The 24,802-nt window shown below is 69.1% G+C and carries 23 protein-coding genes and 1 pseudogene; 11 read left to right on the top strand and 13 right to left on the bottom strand.

The annotated features are described in order from the left end of the window. The first annotated feature begins 191 nt into the window (after positions 1 to 191). Complete coding sequence (locus tag DN051_RS37660; RefSeq protein WP_162625059.1) at positions 192 to 602, top strand: PPOX class F420-dependent oxidoreductase; 411 nt, start codon at positions 192 to 194, stop codon at positions 600 to 602. A 294-nt stretch (positions 603 to 896) separates the two neighbouring features. Here the strand turns inward: DN051_RS37660 and DN051_RS46755 are convergent, their stop codons facing one another. From DN051_RS46755 to DN051_RS37645, 3 genes are all read right to left on the bottom strand, one after another. After that, positions 897 to 1,082, bottom strand: a complete 186-nt coding sequence (locus DN051_RS46755) for a hypothetical protein (protein WP_079001595.1) — start codon at positions 1,080 to 1,082, stop codon at positions 897 to 899. 341 nt (positions 1,083 to 1,423) lie between these two features. Then, complete coding sequence (locus DN051_RS37650; RefSeq protein ID WP_112441290.1) at positions 1,424 to 2,080, bottom strand: FMN-dependent NADH-azoreductase; 657 nt, start codon at positions 2,078 to 2,080, stop codon at positions 1,424 to 1,426. Between the two features lie 75 nt (positions 2,081 to 2,155). Beyond that, positions 2,156 to 2,881 carry a DsbA family oxidoreductase gene (locus tag DN051_RS37645; RefSeq protein ID WP_112441288.1) on the bottom strand — a complete coding sequence of 242 codons (726 nt, stop codon included), beginning with the start codon at positions 2,879 to 2,881 and terminating at the stop codon, positions 2,156 to 2,158. A gap of 85 nt (positions 2,882 to 2,966) precedes the next feature. Between DN051_RS37645 and DN051_RS37640 the strand changes: the two genes are divergently transcribed. The 5 genes from DN051_RS37640 (at position 2,967) to DN051_RS37625 (ending at position 8,045) form a co-directional block, all read left to right on the top strand. Beyond that, positions 2,967 to 3,425: a winged helix-turn-helix transcriptional regulator gene (locus DN051_RS37640; RefSeq protein WP_342781505.1), complete on the top strand. Its 459-nt coding sequence runs from the start codon at positions 2,967 to 2,969 to the stop codon at positions 3,423 to 3,425. Positions 3,426 to 3,830: 405 nt separating this feature from the next. Continuing rightward, positions 3,831 to 4,223: a peptidoglycan-binding domain-containing protein gene (locus DN051_RS37635; RefSeq protein WP_053762171.1), complete on the top strand. Its 393-nt coding sequence runs from the start codon at positions 3,831 to 3,833 to the stop codon at positions 4,221 to 4,223. A gap of 204 nt (positions 4,224 to 4,427) precedes the next feature. Further along, positions 4,428 to 5,165: a hypothetical protein gene (locus DN051_RS45290; RefSeq protein WP_162625058.1), complete on the top strand. Its 738-nt coding sequence runs from the start codon at positions 4,428 to 4,430 to the stop codon at positions 5,163 to 5,165. Positions 5,166 to 5,224: 59 nt separating this feature from the next. Next, on the top strand, positions 5,225 to 6,472 hold the full coding sequence (locus DN051_RS37630; RefSeq protein ID WP_053758776.1) for an IS110 family RNA-guided transposase: 1,248 nt from the start codon (positions 5,225 to 5,227) through the stop codon (positions 6,470 to 6,472). 325 nt (positions 6,473 to 6,797) lie between these two features. Then, entirely contained in the window at positions 6,798 to 8,045 is a 1,248-nt protein-coding gene (locus tag DN051_RS37625; protein ID WP_053758776.1) for an IS110 family RNA-guided transposase, read from the top strand. A gap of 289 nt (positions 8,046 to 8,334) precedes the next feature. Here DN051_RS37625 and DN051_RS37620 read toward each other — a convergent pair whose 3' ends face one another. Then, on the bottom strand, positions 8,335 to 8,577 hold the full coding sequence (locus DN051_RS37620) for a hypothetical protein (RefSeq protein WP_246040743.1): 243 nt from the start codon (positions 8,575 to 8,577) through the stop codon (positions 8,335 to 8,337). 774 nt (positions 8,578 to 9,351) lie between these two features. Here DN051_RS37620 and DN051_RS37610 point away from each other — a divergent pair. Then, positions 9,352 to 10,296: a LacI family DNA-binding transcriptional regulator gene (locus DN051_RS37610; protein WP_246040742.1), complete on the top strand. Its 945-nt coding sequence runs from the start codon at positions 9,352 to 9,354 to the stop codon at positions 10,294 to 10,296. 131 nt (positions 10,297 to 10,427) lie between these two features. Further along, the gene (locus tag DN051_RS37605) at positions 10,428 to 10,970 is read left to right on the top strand and encodes a DUF1707 SHOCT-like domain-containing protein (RefSeq protein WP_112441281.1); all 543 of its coding nucleotides are present in this window, start codon (positions 10,428 to 10,430) and stop codon (positions 10,968 to 10,970) included. A gap of 37 nt (positions 10,971 to 11,007) precedes the next feature. On the opposite strand, the gene DN051_RS37600 is transcribed toward DN051_RS37605, so the two are convergent. The 7 genes from DN051_RS37600 to DN051_RS37570 all read right to left on the bottom strand — a co-directional run bounded on the left by DN051_RS37600 (position 11,008) and on the right by DN051_RS37570 (position 20,414). Next, a complete protein-coding gene (locus DN051_RS37600) occupies positions 11,008 to 13,275 on the bottom strand; it encodes a glycoside hydrolase family 65 protein (RefSeq protein WP_162625057.1) in 2,268 nt (755 codons plus the stop codon). 3 nt (positions 13,276 to 13,278) lie between these two features. Continuing rightward, positions 13,279 to 14,139: a carbohydrate ABC transporter permease gene (locus DN051_RS37595; protein WP_079001593.1), complete on the bottom strand. Its 861-nt coding sequence runs from the start codon at positions 14,137 to 14,139 to the stop codon at positions 13,279 to 13,281. Continuing rightward, a complete protein-coding gene (locus DN051_RS37590) occupies positions 14,136 to 15,086 on the bottom strand; it encodes a carbohydrate ABC transporter permease (protein ID WP_112441277.1) in 951 nt (316 codons plus the stop codon). The genes DN051_RS37595 and DN051_RS37590 overlap by 4 nt, the downstream gene beginning before the upstream one ends. A 20-nt stretch (positions 15,087 to 15,106) precedes the next feature. Beyond that, complete coding sequence (locus DN051_RS37585) at positions 15,107 to 16,384, bottom strand: ABC transporter substrate-binding protein (protein ID WP_112441275.1); 1,278 nt, start codon at positions 16,382 to 16,384, stop codon at positions 15,107 to 15,109. Between the two features lie 371 nt (positions 16,385 to 16,755). Next, on the bottom strand, positions 16,756 to 17,160 hold the full coding sequence (locus DN051_RS37580) for a type 1 periplasmic-binding domain-containing protein (protein ID WP_162625056.1): 405 nt from the start codon (positions 17,158 to 17,160) through the stop codon (positions 16,756 to 16,758). A gap of 159 nt (positions 17,161 to 17,319) precedes the next feature. Next, positions 17,320 to 19,530, bottom strand: a complete 2,211-nt coding sequence (locus DN051_RS37575; protein ID WP_112441271.1) for a bifunctional serine/threonine-protein kinase/ABC transporter substrate-binding protein — start codon at positions 19,528 to 19,530, stop codon at positions 17,320 to 17,322. Further along, positions 19,527 to 20,414, bottom strand: coding sequence for a hypothetical protein (locus DN051_RS37570; RefSeq protein WP_246040741.1), 888 nt, complete (start codon positions 20,412 to 20,414; stop codon positions 19,527 to 19,529). Before DN051_RS37570 ends, DN051_RS37575 begins: the two co-directional genes overlap by 4 nt. A 296-nt stretch (positions 20,415 to 20,710) precedes the next feature. Between DN051_RS37570 and DN051_RS46750 the strand changes: the two are divergent. Next, a pseudogene (locus DN051_RS46750) lies at positions 20,711 to 20,953 on the top strand (GMC oxidoreductase); the annotation flags it as partial. A gap of 112 nt (positions 20,954 to 21,065) precedes the next feature. On the opposite strand, the gene DN051_RS37560 reads toward DN051_RS46750, so the two are convergent. Both DN051_RS37560 and DN051_RS37555 read right to left on the bottom strand, forming a co-directional pair. Next, positions 21,066 to 21,458, bottom strand: coding sequence for a VOC family protein (locus tag DN051_RS37560; protein WP_112441270.1), 393 nt, complete (start codon positions 21,456 to 21,458; stop codon positions 21,066 to 21,068). After that, positions 21,455 to 21,757, bottom strand: a complete 303-nt coding sequence (locus DN051_RS37555) for an ArsR/SmtB family transcription factor (protein ID WP_112442766.1) — start codon at positions 21,755 to 21,757, stop codon at positions 21,455 to 21,457. The genes DN051_RS37560 and DN051_RS37555 overlap by 4 nt, the downstream gene beginning before the upstream one ends. A 452-nt stretch (positions 21,758 to 22,209) precedes the next feature. Between DN051_RS37555 and DN051_RS37550 the strand changes: the two genes are divergently transcribed. Beyond that, positions 22,210 to 23,811, top strand: a complete 1,602-nt coding sequence (locus DN051_RS37550; protein ID WP_112441268.1) for a TROVE domain-containing protein — start codon at positions 22,210 to 22,212, stop codon at positions 23,809 to 23,811. A gap of 110 nt (positions 23,812 to 23,921) precedes the next feature. After that, complete coding sequence (locus tag DN051_RS37545) at positions 23,922 to 24,782, top strand: class I SAM-dependent methyltransferase (protein WP_112441266.1); 861 nt, start codon at positions 23,922 to 23,924, stop codon at positions 24,780 to 24,782. The last annotated feature ends 20 nt before the right edge of the window (positions 24,783 to 24,802 follow it).

The raw sequence follows: 24,802 nt of genomic DNA, 5'->3' as shown, positions 1-24,802 counted from the left end.
CCATGACCGGCACGGCGACATACGCGTGCGCTGTACGTGGTGGCAGGGGCTCACTGATCGTTTCAGAGTGCGATGAGCCTGGGCCTTGCGGACTGCGGCCTGGGCAGCGGGGACCGCGGGGGCCCTGCATGCGCACCCACAGGGGACAAATGTCGGTCGACGCCGCCTGGCAACCTGGTTAGGGTCGCGGCGTGACGATCAAGTTGAACGATCCCGCCCGCAGGCTTCTTGACGACGTGAATCCGGCGGTGCTGGCCACCGTGAACCCTGACGGCAGCCCGCAGACCTCGGTGGTCTGGGTCGCCCGGGACGGCGATCACCTGCTGCTCTCTTCGGCAGCCGGCCGCCGCAAGGTCACCAACGTGCAGCGCGACGCGCGGGTCAGCCTCACGGTCTACGACCGGACCGACCCGCTGCGATACCTGGAGGTTCGCGGTACCGCAGCGGTGGCCGAGGATGTGGGCCGGAAGCTGGCTGTCGCACTGGCCGAGCAGTACGAGGGAGCCGGCGCGGGCGAGGAATACCTGGAACTGCCGCCGGAGGTGGTGCGGGTCGTCGTCAGGATCACCCCGCAGCGGCTGATCGGGACCTTTGCCGACTGACTGTTCGGTTCAATGCGAGTTGATCCCACGATCTCGCATCTGGCGACCTTGAATCGGCGGGCTGAGCAGGTGGGGGCCGATCCAGTTCCGGACGACCTGCGGGAGCACGTGGCTCCGCTGATGCCGCCCGTCCCTGAGCGCCGTCGTCGCTCCCCCACCCAACCCCGCTCGAACTGGCCGACGCTCTCAACTGCCCCCTCTGCCCGGCAACTTCATGCCCAAACGATCAGCAGAGCCAATGTGCGCACCCGGGCGGTGAACGCGACGCCGCGGCCGGTTTCCTGCCGCCCTGCTTTACAAGGCGGGGCGAGGAGGCGTCGGGCCCGGCACGTTGTGCGGTGCGCTCAGGTGGGGTGAGGCTGCCTGGGGTAGCACTTGAGCCAGCTGCCGGTGCATGCGTTCGGCCTCACCACGCACCTGGGCGGGGATGTCACCGCGCTCGGCAACGAGGCGGCTGAAGATGGGAGTTTCCTGGAACACGGTAAGTCTTGCTTTCTGTCGGGGTGGCCCGGGCAGTGGGTCTGCAGGCGTAGTAGCGGTTACAACGGAACCCTACGACGCGGCACCGACAACGCCCTGCTCGGGTGCGGTTGTCTCAGGCCGCGACAGAGCGTCGGGCATCAGAGTCCGGGCCCGCCGGGCAGGGAGGACAGCCAGCGACCGAAGCGACCGACCGGCCCGAACCGTTGCGGTCCTCGGCCGGGCGGGCGAGGACCCTCACGTCCGGCGTTCGGGCCGCAGGCTGATCGGTAGAGCGATGTACCGGCAGCATGGCGATCAGATACAGCCCGAGATCCGAGCTGAGTGTGCCGAGCAACGGTTCAGGTGGTCAACGAGGTTGCGGCGCGCCCGGCGATCTCCACCGCCTGACGGCGCGCCTGCGCGTGCGCCTCCTCAAGCGAGAGGCGGTGCTGCGGGAGCAGGTGCCGGAGCGAAGGCACCGTAGGCGCATAGGTCAGCTCGGGCGTGATGGGGCGGACGTCCAGGGCCATCAGCCCCGGATCGCCGAGGATGGTCTCCAGCGCCGGGATCAGGAAGTCCTTGCCGTGCTGGGGCGCGCCGGGGCCGTAGCCGCCGCCCCGGGCGGAGACGACGACGGCGGGGCGGCCGGTGCTGGGCGCCGGGCCGGCCAACCCGATCGTCCTGCCGACAATCATGACGTGGTCCAGCCACGCCTTGAACACCGACGGCATCGCGTAGTTGTAGAGCGGAACGGCGAAGAGGTACGCGTCGGCGCCGAGGAATTCCTCCACGAGTTCGTCCTGGAGTCCGGCGGCGGCGTGCTGGTCGGGGGTGTGCTGATCGGCGGGGGTCGTACGGGCCTGGATGCCGGCGGCGTCCAGGTGACCGACGGGGTCCATCGCGAGGTCGCGGCGGACGATGTCGCCGGGCCAGGCAGCGGTGAAGGTATCGGCGACCTGGCGGGAGACGGAAGCCTCGCCGGAGGCCGAGGTGTCGATGCGCAGCAGGTAGGTCATGGTGGTGGCTCTTTCGCTTTGATAAGTGTGGGGTGGTGACCACTTGCCGGGTTCGGGCTCCGGGCAGCCGTGTCGTCAGGGCGCGGGATGCTGGTGGACCGCGCAGCCGTCCGGGCCGCAGACCGCCGCGTCCTCTCCGCCGAGAATCCGGAGCGGCTTGAGCGTGGGATGCGCCGCCTCCCAGGCCCTGGTCATCGCGGCCAGGAGCTCGTCGATACCGACGGCGCCGTGGACGGCGTACGCACCGTCGAGGGTGATGAACGGCATCCCGCGTGCCCCCAGGCGCTCGGCCTCACGTTGGTCGGCAGCCACCCGGTCGCGGTAACGCCGCTCGCGCAGCGCTTCGGCCGCCTCCTCACGGTCGAGCCCGACCTCGGCTGCGAAGTCCAGGACTTGTTCCCTGGTCCACAGCTCGCGCGCTTGCCCGAAGTGGGCGCGAAACATGGCCGTCCACACCTCGCAGCCCCGCCCCTGGTCTGTGGCGAGGGCGAGAAGTTCGTGTGCGTAGTCCGTCGGCCCCAGCGTGCGCTCCAGCGCGTGGAAGGGCGCCATCCCCTCGGCCCGGGCTGCGCGCTCGATCGGTGCGAAGATCTGCTCGCCCCTCGCCGCGGGGATTCCGTGCATGTCCAGCAACCGGCGCTGGCTGATGCCTTCGCGGGGCAGGTCGGGGTGGAGCTGGAACGAGCGGTGGACGATCCGCACCTCGTCGGCGTGCTCGAAACGCGCCAGCGCCAGCCGCAGCCGGTTGTCGGTCAATCCGCAGAACGGGCAGACGATGTCGGACCAGAATTCGATCTGCATGATGGAGCCCTTCGAATCTCACATTCTGTTCGTAGCCTCACTTTGCATTAGTGTGAGAAGCGATACAAAAGGCACATTCATGTGCGTGAGTCAGGAGAGAGGGGTGGCGGCCGTGGGCGCCGGGAGCGAGTTGCGGCGGGGACGCACGAATGTGAGGGCGAGCGTGCGGCGGGCCCCCGGCCCGTGTGCGCACTGGGGCGACGGGGACGCGGACTTCATCCGCGAGATCCTCGACCTGGTCGGCGACAAGTGGAGCGTGCTGATCATCGGCACACTCTCCGACGGACCCGTGCGCTACTCCGAGCTCGCACACGCCATCCCCGGCATCTCCCAGCGCATGCTCACCCTCACCCTCAAGCAGCTCCAACGCAGCGGCCTGGTCGACCGCACGGCGTACGCCGAGGTGCCGCCGCGCGTCGAGTACTCCCTTACCAGCCTCGGCACCTCCCTGCTGTCCACCGTGCTGGAGCTGGCCGCCTGGTCGGCCGAGCGGCACACGGAGATCCGCCGACATCAGCAGAGGTACGACGCAGGAACCGCCTAGCGCGTTGACCGCACAGGTTCGACGGGTCTCAGACTGCTGACGCGAACGGGCACCAGCCTCAGCTGATGCGCTTCTCGCTGCCGATGCGCGCGTTCCTTTGTCGACTGCACCACGACGGCAGCCACGGCATCTGCGGAACGGCGTACGCGCCATCCTTCGAGTGCACGCCCGGGTGAGCCGGGTTCACGCCTACGGCGGGGTCGCCGCCAGTCGGCGACAACCTGCCCCGCGCGCCACCTTCCAAGCCCTGTAGCTCTATGTGCTGGATCAGTCACTCTTGGTGCGCAGGCGTTCGGGCGGTCACCAGGCGAGGTGTAGACCGTGGGGCTGCCAGGCAGTGGATGAGCGTCCGCTGCGGACACGTCGTCTGCTCGTACCGGCACCCATCAACCCTGAAGGATCATCATGCAGATCAAGCGCGGTTTCACAGTTTCCGTGGCCGCCCTCGTACTGGCAGGCGCGGCCACTGTCGCCGCAGCAGCCTCAGCGCCTGCGAGGACGCCGCCCGCCGCCACCGCACCTGTCGCCGGCGCGGGTCCCTCCGCGGCAATCGACCCGGCCTTCTGCGGCTTCGACAACCGGCTCACGCCGCCCACGATCCGTGAGGGCGCTGCCGGGAACACGGTGCGCGAGGCCCAGTGCTTACTCCAGCTCTGGGGGTTCTACATCGGCCCGGGAATCGACGGCGCCTTCGGACCCCTCACCACCAAGGCCACCAAGGCATTCCAGACCAGTCGAGGCCTGACCGCCGACGGCATCATCGGCCCGAACACGTGGACAAGGCTGCGTAACGGATAAGCCCCCAGGGGGAGTTCTGCAGTTGGGCGCCCCATGCCGGACCGCCAACACGTCGAGCCGCACCTGCGTGGTCCGTGCGCGATCGCAGGTGCGGAGATGGCTGATTGCGGGCATGGAGTTGTAGGTGTCGCGGAGGTCGGAGGAAATGGGCCGCTCCCGAATATCCGCTTCTCGTGCACACCGTCATCGGCGATCATCGAAGGCGTGAACGCCCCCACCCACATCAGCACGCTCGCTCTCAGGCATGTGATCCCGCCCCCGGACAGGATGGAACAGTCGCCCGAGGTACGCCCGCTCATCGACGGCCGGGACATACTCGCGGAGATCCACCCCGGCGGAGTGGCCAACTGCCCGGTCTGGTCGTGGTCCGGCCCGGCCGACGAGTGGCCGCTGGCGGCGCTGGAGGAGCCTCGTGAGGTCGAGCTGTCCAACAATGACTGCGTTCCTGCGTGCTGCGGAGGCGTCTTCGTCACCATCAAGCGCCAGAGAGACCGCGTGGTGTGGTCTGCCTGGCGGAACACGAACGACGTCCGGGTTCCCGTACCTGCCACCGTGCATTTCGACGCCGCCCAGTACGACACAGAACTCGCGCGTGCCGCCATGGACACCACGTGGGAGGAGCCCGTGGACACTGTGGCCCGCCTGGTCACCCGCAAACTCGCCGACACCGGTGCGTTCGAGCGGTGGGACTGCGGGGTGGACAAGCTGGAAATCCAGCGTGCGGCACCCGAGGGCATAGAGGTGCACTTCAGCCACTGCCGCACTAACCAGTCATCCCGCGGCCTGTCGGCCGCACCCCGGGGCCGGGAAAATGGGGCGGGGTGCCCGTCCGGAGGACGTCGTTGCTGCTTGGTGCGAGTGAGCCCGATAGCCAGTCGGACGCGGGGGCCGTGTGCAGGAATCCAATGTTGTTGCCATGAGCACGCAAGAGAGCGTCTTTGAATCCTGTGGCCTCGGAAGGGCGGGTACCCGTCGCGGTTCGACTGGGAGGGGCAGGGTTCGTGGACGTGGTGGAAGAGCGATGCGCGGGCATCGACTTGAGCAAGACGGACGCCAAGGTGTGCATCCGGCTGCCGGGTTCGGGGAAGCGGGCCCGTCGTGAGGTGCGGACGTTTTCCACGATGAGCGACGGCCTGCTGGAACTGCGGGACTGGCTGGTGGACAACCAGATCACCCGGGTGGGCATGGAGGCGACCGCGTCCTATTGGAAGCCCCTGTTCTACCTGCTGGAGGCCACCGAGGGGGTCGAGCCGTGGCTGCTGAACGCCCAGCACATCAAGACCGTGCCGGGCCGCAAGACCGACGTGAAGGACTGCGAGTGGATCTGCCGCCTGGTCGAGTACGGCCTGGTCCGGCCCAGCTTCGTACCGCCGCGTGACATCCGGCAGCTACGGGACCTGACCCGGTACCGCACCGAGACCACCCGCGACCGGGTCCGCGACGTCAACCGGCTCGCGATGTTCCTGGAAGACGCCGGGATCAAGCTCAGCTCGGTGGTCAGCGACATCACCGGCCGCTCCGCGCGCGCCATGCTCGACGCCCTGGTCGCGGGCGAGCGTGATCCCCAGGTCCTGGCGGAGCTGGCGTTGGGCAGCCTGCAGGGCAAAGTGCCCCTGCTGACCCGGGCACTGACCGGAGCCTTCAGCGAGCACCACGCGTTCATGGTCGCCTCGATGCTCCGCGCGATCGACGAGGCCGACGCACGGATCGCCCGCCTGAGTGAGGAAATCAACCGGCAGCTGCTGCCCCTGCGTGCGCAGACCGAGCTGCTGATCACGATCCCCGGGATCAGCCTGACTCTGGCCCAGATCCTGATCGCCGAGGTCGGCGTGGACATGGGCCGCTTCGCCACCGCCGGGCACCTCGCGTCCTGGGCCGGGATGTGCCCGGGTAACAAGGAGTCGGCCGGCAAGCGACTGTCCGGGCGCACCCGTCACGGCGACACCTGGCTCAAGACCGCCCTGTTCCTGGCCGGCGCCACCGCCGCCCGAAGCAAGGGCACCTACCTCGGGGCCCAGTACCGAAGACTCGTTCCCCACCGCGGCAGCAAGCGCGCCACCGTCGCGGTCGGCCACTCCATCCTGGTCGCCGCCTGGCACATCCTGCGCGACATGGTCCCCTACCAAGACCTCGGTCCTGATCACTTCACCAACCGGCTCGGCAAGGAACGCCACACCCGCCGCCTCATCGCCCAACTCGCCGCCCTCGGCCTCGATGTCACCGTCACCCCACGCGAAGAGGCCGGTTGAGCTGCACCGATACACGCAAGCTCAGGTCATTTTCAAGAGAGCGTGCGGCACCCGAGGGCATAGAGGTGCACTTCAGCCACTGCCGCACTAACCAGTCATCCCGCGGCCTGTCGGCCGCACCCCGGGGCCGGGAAAATGGGGCGGGGTGCCCGTCCGGAGGACGTCGTTGCTGCTTGGTGCGAGTGAGCCCGATAGCCAGTCGGACGCGGGGGCCGTGTGCAGGAATCCAATGTTGTTGCCATGAGCACGCAAGAGAGCGTCTTTGAATCCTGTGGCCTCGGAAGGGCGGGTACCCGTCGCGGTTCGACTGGGAGGGGCAGGGTTCGTGGACGTGGTGGAAGAGCGATGCGCGGGCATCGACTTGAGCAAGACGGACGCCAAGGTGTGCATCCGGCTGCCGGGTTCGGGGAAGCGGGCCCGTCGTGAGGTGCGGACGTTTTCCACGATGAGCGACGGCCTGCTGGAACTGCGGGACTGGCTGGTGGACAACCAGATCACCCGGGTGGGCATGGAGGCGACCGCGTCCTATTGGAAGCCCCTGTTCTACCTGCTGGAGGCCACCGAGGGGGTCGAGCCGTGGCTGCTGAACGCCCAGCACATCAAGACCGTGCCGGGCCGCAAGACCGACGTGAAGGACTGCGAGTGGATCTGCCGCCTGGTCGAGTACGGCCTGGTCCGGCCCAGCTTCGTACCGCCGCGTGACATCCGGCAGCTACGGGACCTGACCCGGTACCGCACCGAGACCACCCGCGACCGGGTCCGCGACGTCAACCGGCTCGCGATGTTCCTGGAAGACGCCGGGATCAAGCTCAGCTCGGTGGTCAGCGACATCACCGGCCGCTCCGCGCGCGCCATGCTCGACGCCCTGGTCGCGGGCGAGCGTGATCCCCAGGTCCTGGCGGAGCTGGCGTTGGGCAGCCTGCAGGGCAAAGTGCCCCTGCTGACCCGGGCACTGACCGGAGCCTTCAGCGAGCACCACGCGTTCATGGTCGCCTCGATGCTCCGCGCGATCGACGAGGCCGACGCACGGATCGCCCGCCTGAGTGAGGAAATCAACCGGCAGCTGCTGCCCCTGCGTGCGCAGACCGAGCTGCTGATCACGATCCCCGGGATCAGCCTGACTCTGGCCCAGATCCTGATCGCCGAGGTCGGCGTGGACATGGGCCGCTTCGCCACCGCCGGGCACCTCGCGTCCTGGGCCGGGATGTGCCCGGGTAACAAGGAGTCGGCCGGCAAGCGACTGTCCGGGCGCACCCGTCACGGCGACACCTGGCTCAAGACCGCCCTGTTCCTGGCCGGCGCCACCGCCGCCCGAAGCAAGGGCACCTACCTCGGGGCCCAGTACCGAAGACTCGTTCCCCACCGCGGCAGCAAGCGCGCCACCGTCGCGGTCGGCCACTCCATCCTGGTCGCCGCCTGGCACATCCTGCGCGACATGGTCCCCTACCAAGACCTCGGTCCTGATCACTTCACCAACCGGCTCGGCAAGGAACGCCACACCCGCCGCCTCATCGCCCAACTCGCCGCCCTCGGCCTCGATGTCACCGTCACCCCACGCGAAGAGGCCGGTTGAGCTGCACCGATACACGCAAGCTCAGGTCATTTTCAAGAGAGCAGAAGAGCAAGCCCAGCAGTTCATCGACCGGATCACGGCCGATGACCCCCGCCAGACCGCCGAACGGATCTGAGCGCCGCCGTCTTGGTCCGCCGGGAGCCCGAACCTCTGCATCGACCGGACGCGCCACCCAAGCCCCCATCCTCAAGCGCCGGGCCTTGAAGGAGGGTCGAACGGCCCCGGCACGTGGCGAATTCTGGTGCCGTTCACCGCGCGCCGGGTCAGGCCTTGTCGATCTGCCAGGCGATCATTCCCGATGCCCCCGCATCGCCGTTGACGTCAATACGCTGGGTGCATCCGCCCTGATGCGCTGCTGAACCACCGACCCGTCGCACGGCACAGTGGCCTTGTCGCCGACGTTTGGTGACGTGAACCGCAGTTGGGCACTGCCTTTGCCGGCACAGACAACGTCGAGCCGGTACGTCTGGCCCTTGGCCAACAACGGCTCGGTGGGGATACCGTCAGTCACGCGCTCGACGCCGGCCTCCATGCCTGCGACGAGACGGCGCCCAGGGCTCGATGAGATCATGAAGACGTCACGTTGCGCTTCCGATCTGTCTCCCTGGTGAGCAGCGTGGCCATGCCGCTTCCGATCCTGACACCATCGCGACCGTCCCGCCCCGTCCTTCTCCCACGTCACCTGCAGCCCCACGAGTCGTACTGCCCATCGGACATCGTCCGCCGGCCACACGTTCCCAGCGGGCACGCGGAGAACCCGTCCAGAATCACCGCCAGGCCCTGCGACCGCGTGACCTCTGCGATCGTCCCGCTGCAGACGTCGCCGACGTGGACCCCTGACGAGAACTCCCGGGAAGTCTGACCGTCCCCCGCTGCCCCCATGCCGTCCAGCCTTTCATGGGGAGTTGTGCGCCGGTCCCGGAGGTGGCGTGACCAGGCCGCCGTCTCCATTCCACGTCTTGGTCACTCTTCGCAACCGCGGTCCCGGTACGAGCCGCGCCGGCGCCTTTGTTCAGCTGTACCCGCAGTGTTGCCGCCTCTGATGTAGCGTCTCCGCCGCACTCTGGGCATCGACGCAGGGGATCGACAAAGGCCGTCTGAACGATAAAATCAACCGACTTCGGATACGGGGATCCGCCGACGCGGCCGGCCTTGTGCGCCTACTGCGGTTCACCGTCCGGCTGAGACCTTTCAGGGAGTGAGCGTGGCACTCGATTCTGGGCGCCGGCGCTCCGCGCTGGGAGGATCTGCCACGATCTCGGACGTCGCGGAGGCTGCTGGGGTCTCCCGCCAGACGGTGTCCAACGTGCTGAACGCGCCCCATCGCGTACGTCCTGCAACCCGGGAGCGGGTGGAGCAGGTCGTTGCCGAACTGGGCTACCACCCGAACAGGGTGGCCCGTTCGCTACGGGCAAGTTCCCCGGGGATGGTCGGATATCGGATCCACCCGGTGTCCACCGAGTCCGTGGCCGCCATCCACGACCGTTTCCTCCACGCTCTCGTCGAGGCCGGCCAGGCCGGGAATCACCACGTGATGCTGTTCACCGCGGCGGACACGGACGATGAAGGCGACCGTTGCGTGGCACTGTGTCGCACCGGTGCTGTCAGCGGTGTAGTGCTGTACGACATCGCGCCGCAGGACAGCCGCCCGGATCGGCTTCTTGCCGCCAAGGTTCCCTTTATCGCTTTTGGGCGCACCGCTGTGGGAACGGATCGCTACAGCTGGGTCGACATCGACAACAGTGCCGGTACGGAAGCCGCTGTGGACCACTTGGTGGCGGCGGGCCACCAGCGGATCGGGTTTCTCGGCTGGCCCGAGGGGTCGAGCGTCGGCGACGCCCGCGCGCGTGGCTGGCTCGCTGCCATGGACCGGCACGGCCTGCTGGCGCGAAGCCACCGGCTGGACGTGCGGGGGCCGGACTCGATGTCGGCGGGGACGCGCCTCATGGCGGAGCTGCTGAGCCGTCCTGAGCCGCCGTCCGCGGTCGTGGCGGCGACGGACACGCTGGCGGTCGGCGCATTGCACGCCCTGCGGGACAGTGGGCTGCGGGCGGGCCACGATGTCGCCGTGACGGGTTTCGACGACACGGCGGCGGCGACCGCGCTGGGACTGTCCAGCGTGCGGCAGCCGATCGAGGAGGTGGGCCGCTTGATCATGGCCGCACTCCTTGGCGTGACCACCGGCCGAGCCGATGTGGAGCCCTTTCATCGCGTCCTGGAGCCGGAGCTGGTGGTCCGGACCAGCAGCTAGTGCTCGACCGCGCAGGTTCCGCCTGGCTGGGCGATCAAGGCCATGAAGACGAGCCATCGGTCTCCCCGATTGTGCCGCCCTCTGTGGACCTTGGCGTGTTCGCATCGTCGGCACGGCACTAGAGTGAGACGGTGACCTCTCTGCCGGAAGACTCTTCTTCGCTGATCAGCGAAGACGACCGCGACACGGCCGTGCAGCGCGTGCAGGAGGCGTACGCCGAAGGGCATGTGTCACACGAGGAGATGGACGAACGTCTCCACCAGGTCCTCACTGCCAAGACTCACAGCGATCTCGTGCCGGCTCTGGCTTCGCTCCCGGAGAAGAATGCCGGCACCACGTCGACGATTGCCGCCGCCGGCGGACGGATCAAGCGTCAGGGCGCATGGCGGGTACCTCGCGTCCTCAAGGTCGCGTCCGCATACGGAAGGGTGCACCTCGACCTGTCCCGAGCGGTCATCGAGCATCAGGTAGTCGACGTCGATCTCCAACTCGGCACCGGCAGGGCGAAGATCACGGTGCCTCGCGACGCGATCGTCGATTTCGAGGATCTGCACACCGGGTGGAAAGACACCCGCTACAAGCCCCCACGGCGTACGGCGTCCGGCGGGCCGACGATCCGGATCTCGGGGACCATGGGGTTCGGACGGTTGAAGATCCGCCACGCACGGCGCTGAGGCCCGTCCGGCACCAGGCCACATGTCCACCGGACGGCTACTGGGGCGGGGTGGGAGGACGGGTGGGTACGGAGATCTCACCGCCACTCGGCACAAGGTACTGGTGCCCGCAGGAAGCGACCGGTATCGGGTCGCCCGCTCGCAGCCGGATCGTTGTCGTGTCCTGGCGAATGTCGACATCGAAGGTCCGCCCTCGCCACCGCAGCCCCTTCAGCGTGATGCCGTCCAATTCCCGGGGCAGGATCGGCGCCAACTCGACCCGGTCCGGGCGCCACCGCAGCCCCGAGTAGCCGTAGAGGAACACCTGAAGGAATCCTCCGTGACCCGTCAGAAAGGTGAACGCACCTCCGGTGCGGCCCTCGGCGAACTGGTCGAACGGGGCCCGAAGGAAGGGCTCGACGCTGCGCTTGGTGTGCCGGAACGCCGCCTTCGTGTCGCCGAGATGAGCGTGCACGACAGCGTGGACCGAGTCCGTCATCGACGGTCCATTGTCGTCGGTGCGTGCACCGTAGTAGGTCAGGTCGGCCCGACTGACCTCGTCGGACTGCGGGTTTTCCCAGGGGTAGGCCAGCATCACGACGTCGGCCTGCTTGATCAGCTGCCCGGCGTATCCGGTGAACTCCGGGTGGATGCCGCGCCGCTCGTCGAAGGGAACGACGAGTCCGGCGGCGACCACCTCCCACCGCGGGTCGGACGGTTCTCCGAGCAACGCGGCCGCTTCGGTGGCGAAGCGCAGCGAGGCCCGGGCGGCCACATTGGTGTAGGCGGAGTCGTCGTTCGGTTCGTCGGCGTACTCGTCCGGCGGGATCACGCCGTTGATGTGGTGGGAGCCGTCCGCTCCGGCCGTCGCGCGGGTCGCCCAGAAGTCCGCCACAGCGCGCAACACCGGCCAGCCTTTGTCCGACAGCCACTGCTCGTCGCCGGTGGCGAGCCAGTACTGCCAGAAGGCGAGGGCGACATCTGAGGTGATGTGCTGCTCGTAGCGGCCGAAGGGGGCCCATGCCGGCGTGTCCTCGCCGCCGTGCAGGCCGCTCTCCCAGGGGAACCGCGCACCCTCCTGGCCGCTTTCGGCGGCGTAGTCGCGGGCCGCGTCCAGCCGCTGGACCCGGTAGTCGAGCACACTGCCGGCGATGTGCGGGTGCTGGGCCAGCAGGCTGGGCCAGATCCAGGTCTCGGTGTCCCAGAAGACATGGCCGTTGTAACCGTCGCTCGAGAGCCCGGCCGGGGACGGCGACCACGGGGAGCCATCGCGCACGCTCGTGAGCAGGTAGAACTTCGCTGCCCGCACATGCCGTTGCAGCCGTACGTCGCCGTGCACGACGACGTCGCCTTCCCATTCACGCCGCCATGACCGGGAGTTGTCCTCCGTGAGCCGCGTGTATCCGGCGGCTGCCGCTTCCTCGGCGGCGGCATGCGCGAGGGCGAGAGGTTGTTCCGAGTCGTGCCCGGTGGCGATGCCCACGTACTTGGTGAAGGTGTACGCGCCGCCCGCTACCACGTTCGTCACCACGCGGTTTTCGACCGACCCGTCGCCTTCGGACTCCGCGTACGGGTGGGCAGTCGAGCTCCGCAGCAGGGACACCAGGGCTGCCGGGACACCGCTGCCCTCCGCTGCCGTCGTCAGCCAGATCCGGCCCTTCGCCGTCCCGGTCCGGGTGTTGTGCACGCGGATGGAGGCCCGGCCGTCGAGTGCGTCTGTCACTTCGAGCCGCCCGTCCCAGTGCGGCCGCACGGTCACGGTCACGGCAGCGACGTGCGGCCTGGATCGGTCGGTGAGCAACTCGTAGCGCACATCCATGACTCGCCCGGCCGGCGAGGTCCAGCGTGCGGTGGTGGTGATCACACCGGTGCGCAGGTCGAGCGATTGCCGGTAGCGGGTGATGCCGTGAGCTGTGGTGGCCGGGGCCGCGCTGCCGAGCGAGGCCCAGTCCCCGTCCACCGACTCCTGGCCTCCGACGAATTGCTCGCCGCCGCGGATCCCGGCTCCCGGGGCGAAGGCACCGTTGAATGTTCCGCTGTCGTCGCCGACGTCGAGAGTGGACCACGCCGGAAGGCCGGCCTTGCGCGACCACTCCCCCGCCTGCCCGGTGTAGAGACCGACCACGTGGAACTGGGTACGCACCGGGATCTCGGCGAATCCGTTTCCGGCAGCGGGGACCCGGGCGGCGAGATAGCCGTTACCGGTGAACGTGGGGTGGTAGCCGGTGAGCGCCGCCAACGGGTGGTCCCCACCGCCGGCAACCGGGGCGGAGTCGTCGGTGGACAGCACCCACGGGTCGGGGCCGGTTGCCTCGCCAGGGTTCATCACCTATTTCAATCCTCCCGCAGTCAGTCCGTCGACGATTCGGCGCTGGAAGAACAGCACCGCTGCGACCAGGGGCAGCGTGACGACGACACCGGCCGCCATCTGTGTACCGAACGGCTGGTCGTATTTGTACTGGCCGGTGAAGAGGGAGACGATGACGTTCGCCGTCATCATCTGCCGGTCGTTCACGACGCTGGCCGCGATGAGGAATTCGTTCCAGGCGCAGATGAAGACAAGGATCGCCGTGGTGAAGATGCCGGGTGCGGCGAGGGGGATCACGACCTTGCGGAAGGCCTGCGCGGCTGTGCAGCCGTCGACCTGCGCCGCCTTCTCCAGTTCGGCCGGCATCTGCCGGAAGAACGCGGTGAGGTTCCACACGGCCAACGGCAGTGCGAAGCTCATACTGGGCACGATCATCGCCTGGTACGTGTTGATCCAGCCCGCGTCGGTGAACAGCCGGAGCATCGGCACGACCAGCGTGATCGGCGGGAACATGGACGCGGCGATGATCATCGTGAGGATCAGGGTCTTGCCACGGAAGTCGAGCCGCGCGAGCGCATATCCTGCGAAGATCGCGACCAGTAGCGTGAGCGCGGTGGTGGCCCCGGCGACAACGAGGCTGTTGAGCAGTGCGCGGGCGAATCCGTTCCGCGCGTCGAAGGCCGCAGCGTAGTTCTCGAACGAGATCGTCGTCGGCAGCAGGGAGTTGGAGAACTGGTCCGAGGGTCTGCGCAGGCTCGAGACCACCATCCAGTAGAAGGGCGCCAGGCAGTAGACGACGATGGCGAGGATGCCGATCCGGCGAGCCGGGAACCCGGTGCGGAAACGGCCCGCGATCGTGGCCTCGTTCGTGCGCGTACTCATTGCGGACTCCTCGTGCCGCGGCCGATCAGGTCGGCGCCGAACAGCTTGACGAACGAGAAGGCGACCACCGCGATATAGAGGAACAGCACCGTGGCGTAGGCGGCCGCTGTGCCGAACCGAAGGTTGCTCATCTCTTCGAAGGCGATCATCGACAGTGTCTCGACGGAGTGCTTTCGCGGGCCGACGAGGAGATACGGCAGGTCGAACATGCGCAGGACGTCCAAGAGCCGGAACAACACCGCCACCACCAGCGCCGGACGGACCAGCGGCAGCGTGATATGCCAGAAGCCGTACCAGGGCGGGGCCCCGTCCACCTTGGCCGCCTCGTACAGCTCTCCTGGAATGAGCTGGAGCCCTGCGAGGACGAGAAGCCCGACGAACGGCGCCGTCTTCCAGGTGTCGGCGATCACCACGGACAGCCAGGCCTGGAAGCCCTCGCTGCTCCACAACACGTTGGCGCCCAGCAGCTCGTTGGCGACGCCCTGGCTGTTGAAGATCCACTTCCAGAGCAGGCCCGAGATGGCCGTGGGGATGGCCCACGGGACCAGGATCGCGGCACGAACCAACGCCCTCCCCCTGAATGCCTGGTGCATCACCAGCGCCATGGCGACGCCGATCAACACCTCGATGGCGACCGAAGCGAGCGCGAAGGAGGTGGTGTTCCACCAGGGGCGCAAGAAGCGGTCCCCGGTGAACACGGCTTCGAAGTTGTCCAGACCGTAGGAGGTGGCTGTCACCTTGAAGCCGGTCTGCGGGTCGATGGACTCGCTCGAGACGATGAACGACAGCCGGAAAGCCGCGAGCACCGGATAGCCGACGACCAGGCCGAGCACGATCAGAGTGGGTGAGAGCAGGACACCGGCCAGCCTTCCGGTCCCGGCCCTGCGCGAGGCGCGCGGGGGCCGGGACGCGGTGTGGCCGGGCCTCGCCCGGGTGAGGAGAGACACCGGCAGACCTCTTTCGCCCGCTACTTCTTCTCGGCTATCGCCGCCGACAGATTGCGCTGCATGTCGGCAAGTGCGGCACCGACGGACTTCGATCCGCTCTGCGCGGCAGCTGCGCTCTCCTGGATGGCGGCCGTGGCGTCGCCGTACCGTACGACCACGGGCCGCGGCACGGCGGTGTTCAGGGACTCCTTGAGGGTCGCCAGGTAGGGGAACTGACGGCGCAGGGCCGGGTCGTCGTACAGTCCGGCATACGGCGGGGCGGACGAGTTGACCTTCAGGTTCGTGCGGGCGTTGGCTTCGTTGGAGAAGAACTTGATGAAGTCGAGTGCTGTGGCCTTGTTCTTGGCGAACTTGCTCACCGCCAGGTCGAGTCCGCCGAGGGAGGACTTGCCGGGGCCGTCCAGCCCCGGCAGGGGCGCCACCCCGAATTTGCCGGCGACCTTGCTGGAGCCGTCCTCGGCGTTGGCCAGTGCCCACTGATACGGCCACTGCCGGTGGAAGAGCAGGTTTCCGGCCTGGAAGGCGCGGCGGCCGTCCTCCTCCTGGTAGGTCGCGGACTCCTCGGGGAAGGTGCCGTCCTTGAAACCGTCGGCCAGGAACTGCAGGCCCTTGCCGGCTGCGTCGGTGTTGACGGTCGCGTTGCCCTCCGCGTCGACGATGGTGCCGCCCGCCGACGCCACGGCCTCGGCGAAGTTGACGGTCAGGCCTTCGTACTTGGCGAACTGGCCCGCGTAGCAGTCGACGCTCTTGCCCTCGGGCAGCTTGGCGACCTTGGCGCAGGCGTCCTTCATCTCGTCCCACGTGGTGGGCGGCTGCACTCCCGCCTTGTCCAGCAGGTCCTTGCGGTAGAAGAGGAGGCCCGCGTTCGTGTTGAACGGAATGGCGTACTGCTTGCCGAAGTACTCGCCGGTCTTGACGACAGCCGGGAGCATCTTGTCGAGCGGGAACTCCTTGGCGGGCAGTGCGTCGATCCACTGGCTGGCCGCGAACTCGGCGACCCAGATGGGGTCCAGGTTGAGCACCGTGTAGGCGTCCGACTCGGTCTGTGCGTTCTGGATGAACTGCTGGCGCTGCTGGTCCGCACTCTCGGGCAGCTCGACCAGGGTGACCTTCTCGTCGGGATGCTCACGGTTCCACCGGCCGAGCTGGCCCTGGATGGTGCCGGTCGTGTCCTTGCCGGTGGCCAGGGTGATCGGGCCGCGCCCGGAGAACTGCGCAGGGCCACCGGCTGACGGCTCGGAGGAGTCGTCTCCGCACCCGGCGAGGGCGGAAGTGAGCAAGGCGACGGACGCCACCATGACCCAAGGGGCCCGCCACCTCACCTTTCCAGCCTTGGTATCGGCCGGAACGCCCGCCTGTGTGTGGCTCATCTGCGACGAACTCACCGTGCTCCTCCTTGCAATCCTGCACATGCCTCGGTCCGGCCAGGCGGTGGACCACTCGCAACTGTTCCGCACACAGGCCGATTTGATCGTTCAACATGGGCCCTGGGTCGCATGTCGTCAACCCCTGGAACCTGGCAAATTTGATCGTTCATATCGATCTAGGGGCCACCTCGCGTGTGCGAGGCATGATGGGTGTCCTCGCCGGGCCGGGCGATGTGAGTGGCTTGCGGTGATTTCCCCGAGATCCGGTCGCGGCCGTCGGACCCGACCGCGCGGGGCCGATGTCAGGCCGCCTTGCCGATGTCGTCGGCGCGGGCGACGGAGCGGGCCTTGCCGTCCGTCACGCGGTACAGGAACGCGCCGATGTCCTCGGCGGGTCCGAAGAACTGGCCTCCCGCGTTGAAGGCGACCTTGCGCGTGATGCCCTGCCAGGGGCGGCGCAGGAGTTCCGAGCGGAGGGCGGCGCGCCCGTCGGCGCCGACGGAGGTCAGGCCGTACGCGGCGAACCTGACGGCGTCGTAGGCCTCGACCGCCCAGGGCGCCGGTGCGGTGCCGTAGCGGGCGCGGTGAGCGACGGCGAACGCCTCGGTGCGGGGATCGGCGGCGGCGTCGGTGCACGCGGTACCGACCATCCAGCCCTCCGCCTCGGCGAGGAAGCGTGCTCGGCGCGGATCACCTTCACCGCGCACCGGGCGGCGTGTTCGGAACGCGCCGGGTACAGGACTCCCATGCCGCCCGCGCCGAGCCGTGCCGCGAGCCGGTGGCCGCCGATCTCCGAGGGGGCGGAGGGGCGAAGCCGCTCCATACCGATCGCCTTCCTTCGCCGCCGTGCCCGGGCGACGTCGTTGCTACCCGGTGGCCTGCGAGGCGCGCTCCAGGTCGGACAGCGACCCCAGTTGCCGGAACCGCGCGTCGCGGACCTCGTGGACGAAGGTGCCGTCCGACCAGCCTCGGCCGCTGCTGGTGTACTCGTGGAATCTGCCGAAAGCGTAGCCCCGGGCGATGCCCCGGTACTTGGCCTTCGCCATCCGCTCGCTGAGCGTGGCGCGTACCGGGCGGCGGGGCGCCCCGGCCGGAACCGTGCGGGCGAACTCGGTGAGCAACATCCGCACCGAGTCGTACGCCTCGACGGCGTACGGCTCGGGCGCCGCGCGGTAGCGGCGGCGCCATGCCGCGGTGAAGTCCTCGGCTCTCCTCGTCGTCAGCGCGGCGGCGTCCACGGCCGAGGTGACGACGTACCACCCGTCGCCTGCGGCGCCCGCGCGGCGGGGGAAGTCCGAGCCGTACAACTGGTGCTGCATCCAGCGGGGCCCGGCGAAACCGGCTTCGGCCAGTTGCTCGGCCGCGCCCACGGTGGTGCCCAGGTGTCCAAGAAAGGCGAAGGCCGTGATGCCGGAGGCGAGCAGCGAGCGGACCGTTGCAGGGCCGTCGGCGCTGTCCTCGGCGATGACACGGGGCACGACCTCGCCGCCGAGCATCTGACGCCACTGGCTGACGATCAGGGAACCCTGGTCCTGGACCGCCGTGCCGCCCGAGCGGTTGAGCACCACTCCGAGACGTCCTGCGTGTTTGCTCAGCAGGGCGTGGAGCACGACCGCACTGCCGAGCGCGGTGTGTGATGTGCCGCTCTGGAAGGACGACTTGGGCGACACGAGGAAGTAGTCCTGCTGGCCCGTGGTACTGGACACGTGGGTGAGTCCGGCCTCGCCGTAGATGTTCGCCGCGGTGCGCATCGCGATCTCGGTGACCGGTCCGAGGACGGCGACGACGTTGCGGTCGGCCGTGAAGCTGCGGGCCACGTCCTGAGCGCCGGCGACCGAGCCCGGGTCCCGTAGAACGCGTACGGCGAGGTCGTAGGCACGGCCCGGGGTGGCATTGTGCTGGGCCACGGCGAGGTGTGCCGCACGTTCGCAGGCCTGGGCCTGCGGGGCGGGGGCGATGTCGAAGGTGGAGTGGACGCCGAGGACGTACGTGGGGCGTCCGCCGCCTGAGATGTCCGGGTCGTCGTCGCGGCCGGCGAGGGCGACGGCGGTGGCCGTACCGCCCGCGACCAGCAGCGCCCCGCCGGCGAGCAGCAGCCGACGCCGTGCCGGGCGGGGAGAAGGGGCCGCCTCGTCCGCGCCCGCGTCCCCGCCGTCGGCCTCGGAGCCTCCGTCCACGACCGTCGGTTCGATACCGGGCAGGGCGAGGCTCTCGCTGAAGCGCACGGCCACCATCCGTGCCACCGGGTCGGGGAGCCAGCCCGCCGAGACGAGGAGGTCCTCGGTGAGGCCGCCGCTCACCTCCTCGACCGTGGGACGCGCCTCCGGCTCCTTGGCGAGGCAGCGGGCCACCAGGGACCGCGATCCGGCGTCCACCCGGTCGAGTTCGGGTTCGTCGTGGACGGTGCGGTACAGCAGCGCGTGCGGTTCACCCGTGCCGAAGGGCGGGCGGCCGGTCATCGCGTACGCCAGGACGCAGCCCAGCGCGAAGACGTCGCTCGCGGCCGTGGCGTCCTCGCCCCGCGCCTGTTCCGGGGCGAGGAATCCTGGGGTGCCGACGACGACGCCCGACGCGGTCAGCGCCGTGTCGTCCAGGGCCCGTGCGATGCCGAAGTCGATCAGGCGGGGTCCGTCCAGGGCCAGCAGGACGTTGCCCGGTTTGACCTCACGGTGGACCAGGCCGGCCGCGTGCACGCCCGCCAGCGCCTCGGCCAGCCGGCCTCCGAGCACGCGGGCGGCGCGCGGCGGCAGCGGTCCGTGCGCGGTGACCGCCTCGGCCAGCGCGGGACCGGGGACGAACTCGGTGGCGAGCCACGGTTCGCGTGCCTCGGCGTCCGCGTCTAGGACCGGTGCGACCCAGGGGCTCTCGACCCGCCGGGCCAGATCCACCTCGCGTGCGAAGCGGGTCCTGAAGTCGTCGTCGGCCGCGCCGTCGGCGTGAATCACCTTGACCGCGGCAAGCTTTCCGGCGTCGGTGCGCCCCAGGTAGACCACGCCCATGCCGCCCGCGCCCAGCCTGCGCAGCAGGCGGAACGCCGCGATGCGCGACGGGTCGGACGGCAGCAGCGGTTCACTCATCGCGCGCTCTCCGTCCCACTGGCGGTGTCAGTTCCCGGCGTCCGGTCCTCGGACTTCCCGGCCGCGTCGTCGGCCGCCTGCCGGTCGATGTCGGCGGCGACGAAGCCCACGCCCTTGCCGATGTCCGAGGAGACGGTGGTCGCCTCCTCCTCCGTACGGCCGGCACCGACGCGGCAGGTCGCGGCGACCGTCACCGGGCCGAGCCGGTGCTTGAACCAGGCGAAGGGGTGAGCGTCCTGCTCGCCGTCCACCACGTAGGTGCCGGACTCCGTGAGGTTGTCGTCGCTGATGGCGTTGTGCTGCTCGGTGAAGTGGTCGGCTCTGGAGAACAGGCCGCGCACCCGCCCCGTGGCGTTCAGCCGCTGCTCCGGACAGCGCAGCGCGCCCTCCAGGGATTCGGCCATGTCCCGGCGCGCGGCGAGGTCGTCTTCGTGGACCGTGACGGTCAGCGAGACCTGCACCGGCCCTTTGCCTTCCGTCTCCGGGAGCGCGAACCGTCTGGTCAGACTGGCGAGGACGTCGTACGGCAGGGGCTCGCGACGCCACAGGCAGTCCTCACCCAGCACGGCCCACTCGGCCGGATCGCTCTCGTAGGGCTCACTTTTGCGGAACCCGGCGCCGAAGTGGTCCGGCCGTACGGCGAGCCGGCGAACGAACGCCAGCGCCTCGGCCCGTGTCCTGGGCGCCATGTCGTCGGCCACGGTGTACGGCTCGTCCGCGGGCGACGCGGACGACGACGGCGCCCCGCCGGCGCTCACGTCAGCCGTGGGCTGTTCGGACGTCTCCTTCGGATCGGAGGCATTGCGGACCTCGCCGGTGCACCCCGCCAGCAGCAGCGTCCCGGTCACCACGGCCACGGCTGGTCGCCATCCGGACATGCCCATGCGCCGGCCCCTCTGCGTACGGATGTTCCCCTCGAAGGCAGTGTGACGCACGGGGGCACCGACAGGGTGGCAACTGCCGTGATTTCACGGCGACTTGAGCGAGCTGAAGGCGCCCGCCTTGCTCGGCGGCCGATCGCCGGCCATGACGTACATACGCGCAGACCGTCGCGGACGGACACTTCGCCGTATTGGCGGTCGAGACGCTCTTGCGCCTTCACGGCGCTGATCGCAACGGCTACGGACGCAGCAGGCTCGCGAGTTCACGGCGGCTGCGGACGCCGGTCTTGGCGAAGACGCACGCGGTCGGCACATGCGCCATGGGATCGGGACCGGAAGCTGTCGTCGACTCCCGACTCCGCGTGCACGGTATCGACGGTTTGCGCGTCGCAGACGCCTCGATCATGCCGTCCATCACATCTGCGAACACAAACGCACCCTCGGTGATGATCGGCGAGGTCGCCGCCGGGCTCCTCGCCGATGAACGGGACACCCATGTTCGCCACGGAGCGAGCAGCCTCGCCGAGCCAAGTCAAATGTGAGTTCGCGGCCTGACGGTTCGGCACTCCCTCGACGGCGAGCATCCGCTGAGGCGCTTCTTGGCACGATGCCGAGCCCTGGGCGTGAGGTACCGGGGCCGGGCCGGGCGTCCGCCTACTGCGGCTGAGTCGCGATCTGGATCAGATTGCCGCAGGTGTCGTCGAAGACGGCGGTGGTGACGGGGCCCATCGCGAGGGGTTCCTGGATGAAGCGGACGCCGAGACCGTTGAGGCGCTCGTACTCGCCGTTGACGTCATCGACGGCGAACTGGACGAGCGGGATGCCGTCCTGGACGAGTGCGTCACGGTAGGTCCTGGCGGCCGGGTGCTTGGCGGGCTCCAGGAGGAGTTCGGTACCGGCGGGATCCTCGGGCGAGACGACGGTCAGCCACCGGTCCTCGTCGCCCACGGGAACGTCGTGCTTCTTCACGAAGCCGAGGATCTCCGTGTAGAAGTGCAGCGCCTTGGCCTGGTCGTCGACGAAGACACTGGTCAGATGGATCTTCACGGGGTGCTCTTTTCGGGTCCGGTCGTATCGGTCACGAGCCATCGCTCGGCGATCTGCCGCAGCGGGGCCGTATTGAGGTCGTGGAACTTGTAGCGGCCTTCCCGCCTGGTCTCGACGAGCCCGGCGGCCTCCAGCACGGCGAGGTGCTGGGAGACCCCCTGGCGAGAGATCGCGAGCTGATGCTTCATGCTCAGCCGCGAGCAGATCTCGAACAGCGTCTGTCCGGACTTCTCGGTGAGTTCGTCGAGGATGGTGCGGCGGGTCGGATCGGCCAAGGCTTTGAAGAGGTCGTCGGCCACGACCACAGCATAGGCAACTCTACACTTGCCTATCAAGTCGACCTTCGGCCCGCGGCCGGAGTGGACCGCTGTGGAGCTGGCGCCCCCGGGCCTTGACGGTGCGAGCGGTGTGCGCGGCGCGCCCCAGGCTCCCCGATGATCTTGGATGGCCATGACACGCGGCAGTCGGAGGCCTGCATGACGATCACACGCACGACGTCCTGGAACGAGCCCCCATTAATCGCTGGTCCGCGGCCCGGTGGTACTTGTACCTTGGCATCGCGACCGCGCCTCCGATGCGCTCGGCTGCGGCTACTTCCTTCTGACAACCAAGTGACGCCGCTGCCCCTTTGATCTCGGCAGGCGCGGGCGTCTTCGCCCCGTCGGACCTCTGGCGGGGCCGTTCAAGCCTTTGAATCCGGGGGGATTCGCTGCCTCGTCACACCCCACGCGTCTCCAAGATCTGGTCCGAGATGCTCGTGGCCCCGCACATCTCTGCGGCCGCCCGCTCCCTGCCCCAGCCTCGGCCGAGTCACACGCCCGCCGAACGGGACCTCCGCACCTACGAGGGCGGCCCGGCCTTCGTCCGGGAGCCCCGCGAGGAACTCTTCCTCCTCGCAGTCGGCAACTTCGTCTCCCAGCGGACCTTCTACGAGAGCGGTGAGGAGCGCGACGACCGGTACGCCCGTCTCATCGGTGAACTCGCCGTTCAGGACCCTGTGTGGACGGCCGGTCTGCTGCGCTGGCTTCGCGGCGAGGGCAACATGCGCACGGCGTCCCTGGTGGGCGCCGCCGTGTACGTGCAGGCCCGGCTCAAGGCCGGGGCGTCGGGAGGCCCGTCCAACCGATCCGTGATCGACTCCGTGCTCCAGCGCGCCGACGAGCCCGGCGAACTGCTCGCCCACTGGATCTCGGCGTATGGGCGGTCCGTACCGCAGCCCGTGAAGCGGGGCATCGCGGACGGCGTACGCCGGCTGTACACGTCCCGGTCCTTGCTCAAGTACGACACCGCATCCAAGGCCTTCCGCTTCGGCGACGTGCTCAATCTGGTGCACGCCTCCCCCGACCCGGACAAGCCCTGGCAGGGCGCGCTCTTCCGGTACGCCCTGGACCGCCGCCATCACCCGGAGCAGGCGGTTCCGCCGACGTCGGACCACCTGCTGACCGCCCACCGGGCACTGATCGAGTTGCCTGGGGACGAGCGGCGGGCGGTGGTGACCGGGCCGGGCGGCTGCGAGCGGCTCGCCGCGGCGGGCATGACGTGGGAGGCCCTGGCGGGCTGGCTCCACGGACCGATGGACGCCGCCGTCTGGGAAGCGGTGATCCCGACGATGGCCCCGATGGCGCTGCTGCGGAACCTGCGGAACTTCGACGAGGCAGGGGTCTCGGACGATGTCGCGGCCCGGGTCGCCGCACGGCTCTCGGACGCCTCCGAGGTCGCCCGGTCCCGGCAGTTCCCGTTCCGCTACCTCGCCGCCCACCAGCACGCGCCGTCGCAGCGCTGGGCAGCCGCGCTGGAGCGGGCACTGGAACACTCCCTGGCGAACGTACCGCCCCTGCCCGGCCGATCCCTGATCCTGGTGGACCGGTCCGACTCCATGTTCTGGGACACCGTCTCCGAGCGGTCCAAGCTGACCCGGGCGGACGCGGCGGCCGTGTTCGGTACCGCGCTGGCCATGCGTGCCGAGCAGGCTGATCTGGTGGAATTCGGCTGGCGCAGCGCAAAGGTGCCCTTCGAGCCGGGCGAGCCGGTGCTCGAGGTGCTGAAACGGTTCCACAGCCTCGGCGGCACCGACACCACGAAGGCTGTACGGGCCCACTACCGGGAACACGACCGGGTCCTGCTCGTCACCGACGAGCAGACCGCCCCGTACAACCCCGGCAGACCGGCCGAACCGGTCCCGGCCGACATCCCGGTCTACACCTGGAACCTGGCGGGATACCGGCCCGCTCACCACCCCACGGGCCCGCACCGGCACACCTTCGGCGGCCTCACGGACGCCGCGTTCCGGATGATCGGCCTCATCGAATCCGGCCGCGAGGCCGCCTGGCCGTGGACCACTGATCCGTCCTGATCCTCCAGAGACGGCCGAGGGTGTCGCCGCGCACGAGGTGTACTGCTCGCGGAGCGCGGACCTGTCACGTCGATCTGTGGGCGAAGCCGTTGTCACCGTAGTGTGCTCACATGCGTGACGACAGGCCCGACGAAGCACGCCGCCCCCATCTTCGGCAGACCTTCGACGAGGACGCGGAGCTGTACGACCGGGCCAGGCCGGGGTATCCGACCGAGCTGTTCGACGACCTCACCGACGTGGCCGGGATCGGCGACGGCTGTCGTGTTCTCGAAGTGGGAGCCGGCACCGGCAAGGCGACCTTGCCGCTCGCCGAGCGCGGTTGCCGGATCACCGCCGTCGAACTGGGCGCGGACATGTCCGCCGTCGCCCGGCGCAACCTGGCCCGATTCAGGAATGTGGAGATCGTGACGGCGGACTTCGAGACCTGGCCCCTGCCCAGGGAGCCGTTCGACGCAGTGGTCGCTGCGACGGCGTTCCACTGGATCGACCCGGCGGTGCGGATGACGAGGACGGCCGACGCGCTGCGGCCCGGCGGAGCCCTCGCCGTGGTCACCACGCAGCATGTGGCGGGTGGCAGCGAAGAGTTCTTCATCGAGGTGCAGAACTGCTACGAGCGCTTCGACCCGGCCACTCCCGTGGGGTTGCGGCCTCCTGCCGCGCGGGACATCGACTCCTCGGACCACGTGGACGAGGTCGCACGAAGCGGCCGATTCGGCCCCGTCGTCCTCCGGCGCTACGAGTGGGATCTGACGTACTCGACGGAGCAGTACCTGGAGGTGCTGCGGACCTACTCCGGTCACCGGGCCCTGGCACCACGGGCCCGGAAGGGACTTCTGGACTGCATCGCCGGGCTCATCGACGGGCGGTACGGGGGCCGGATCACCAAGCGGTACCTCACGGAGCTGCGAGTGTCCCGAGCTGCCCCCGCTCCTCAGCCGGGGCAGCTCCCGGTGCACCCGCGACACAGCTGACAGCCGACCGCGCCCCGGCG

The organism is Streptomyces cadmiisoli (assembly GCF_003261055.1).
Lineage (GTDB): Bacteria > Actinomycetota > Actinomycetes > Streptomycetales > Streptomycetaceae > Streptomyces > Streptomyces cadmiisoli.
The sequence above is the reverse complement of the archived record's forward strand: the minus strand, read 5'-3'. Positions and strand labels throughout refer to the sequence as shown.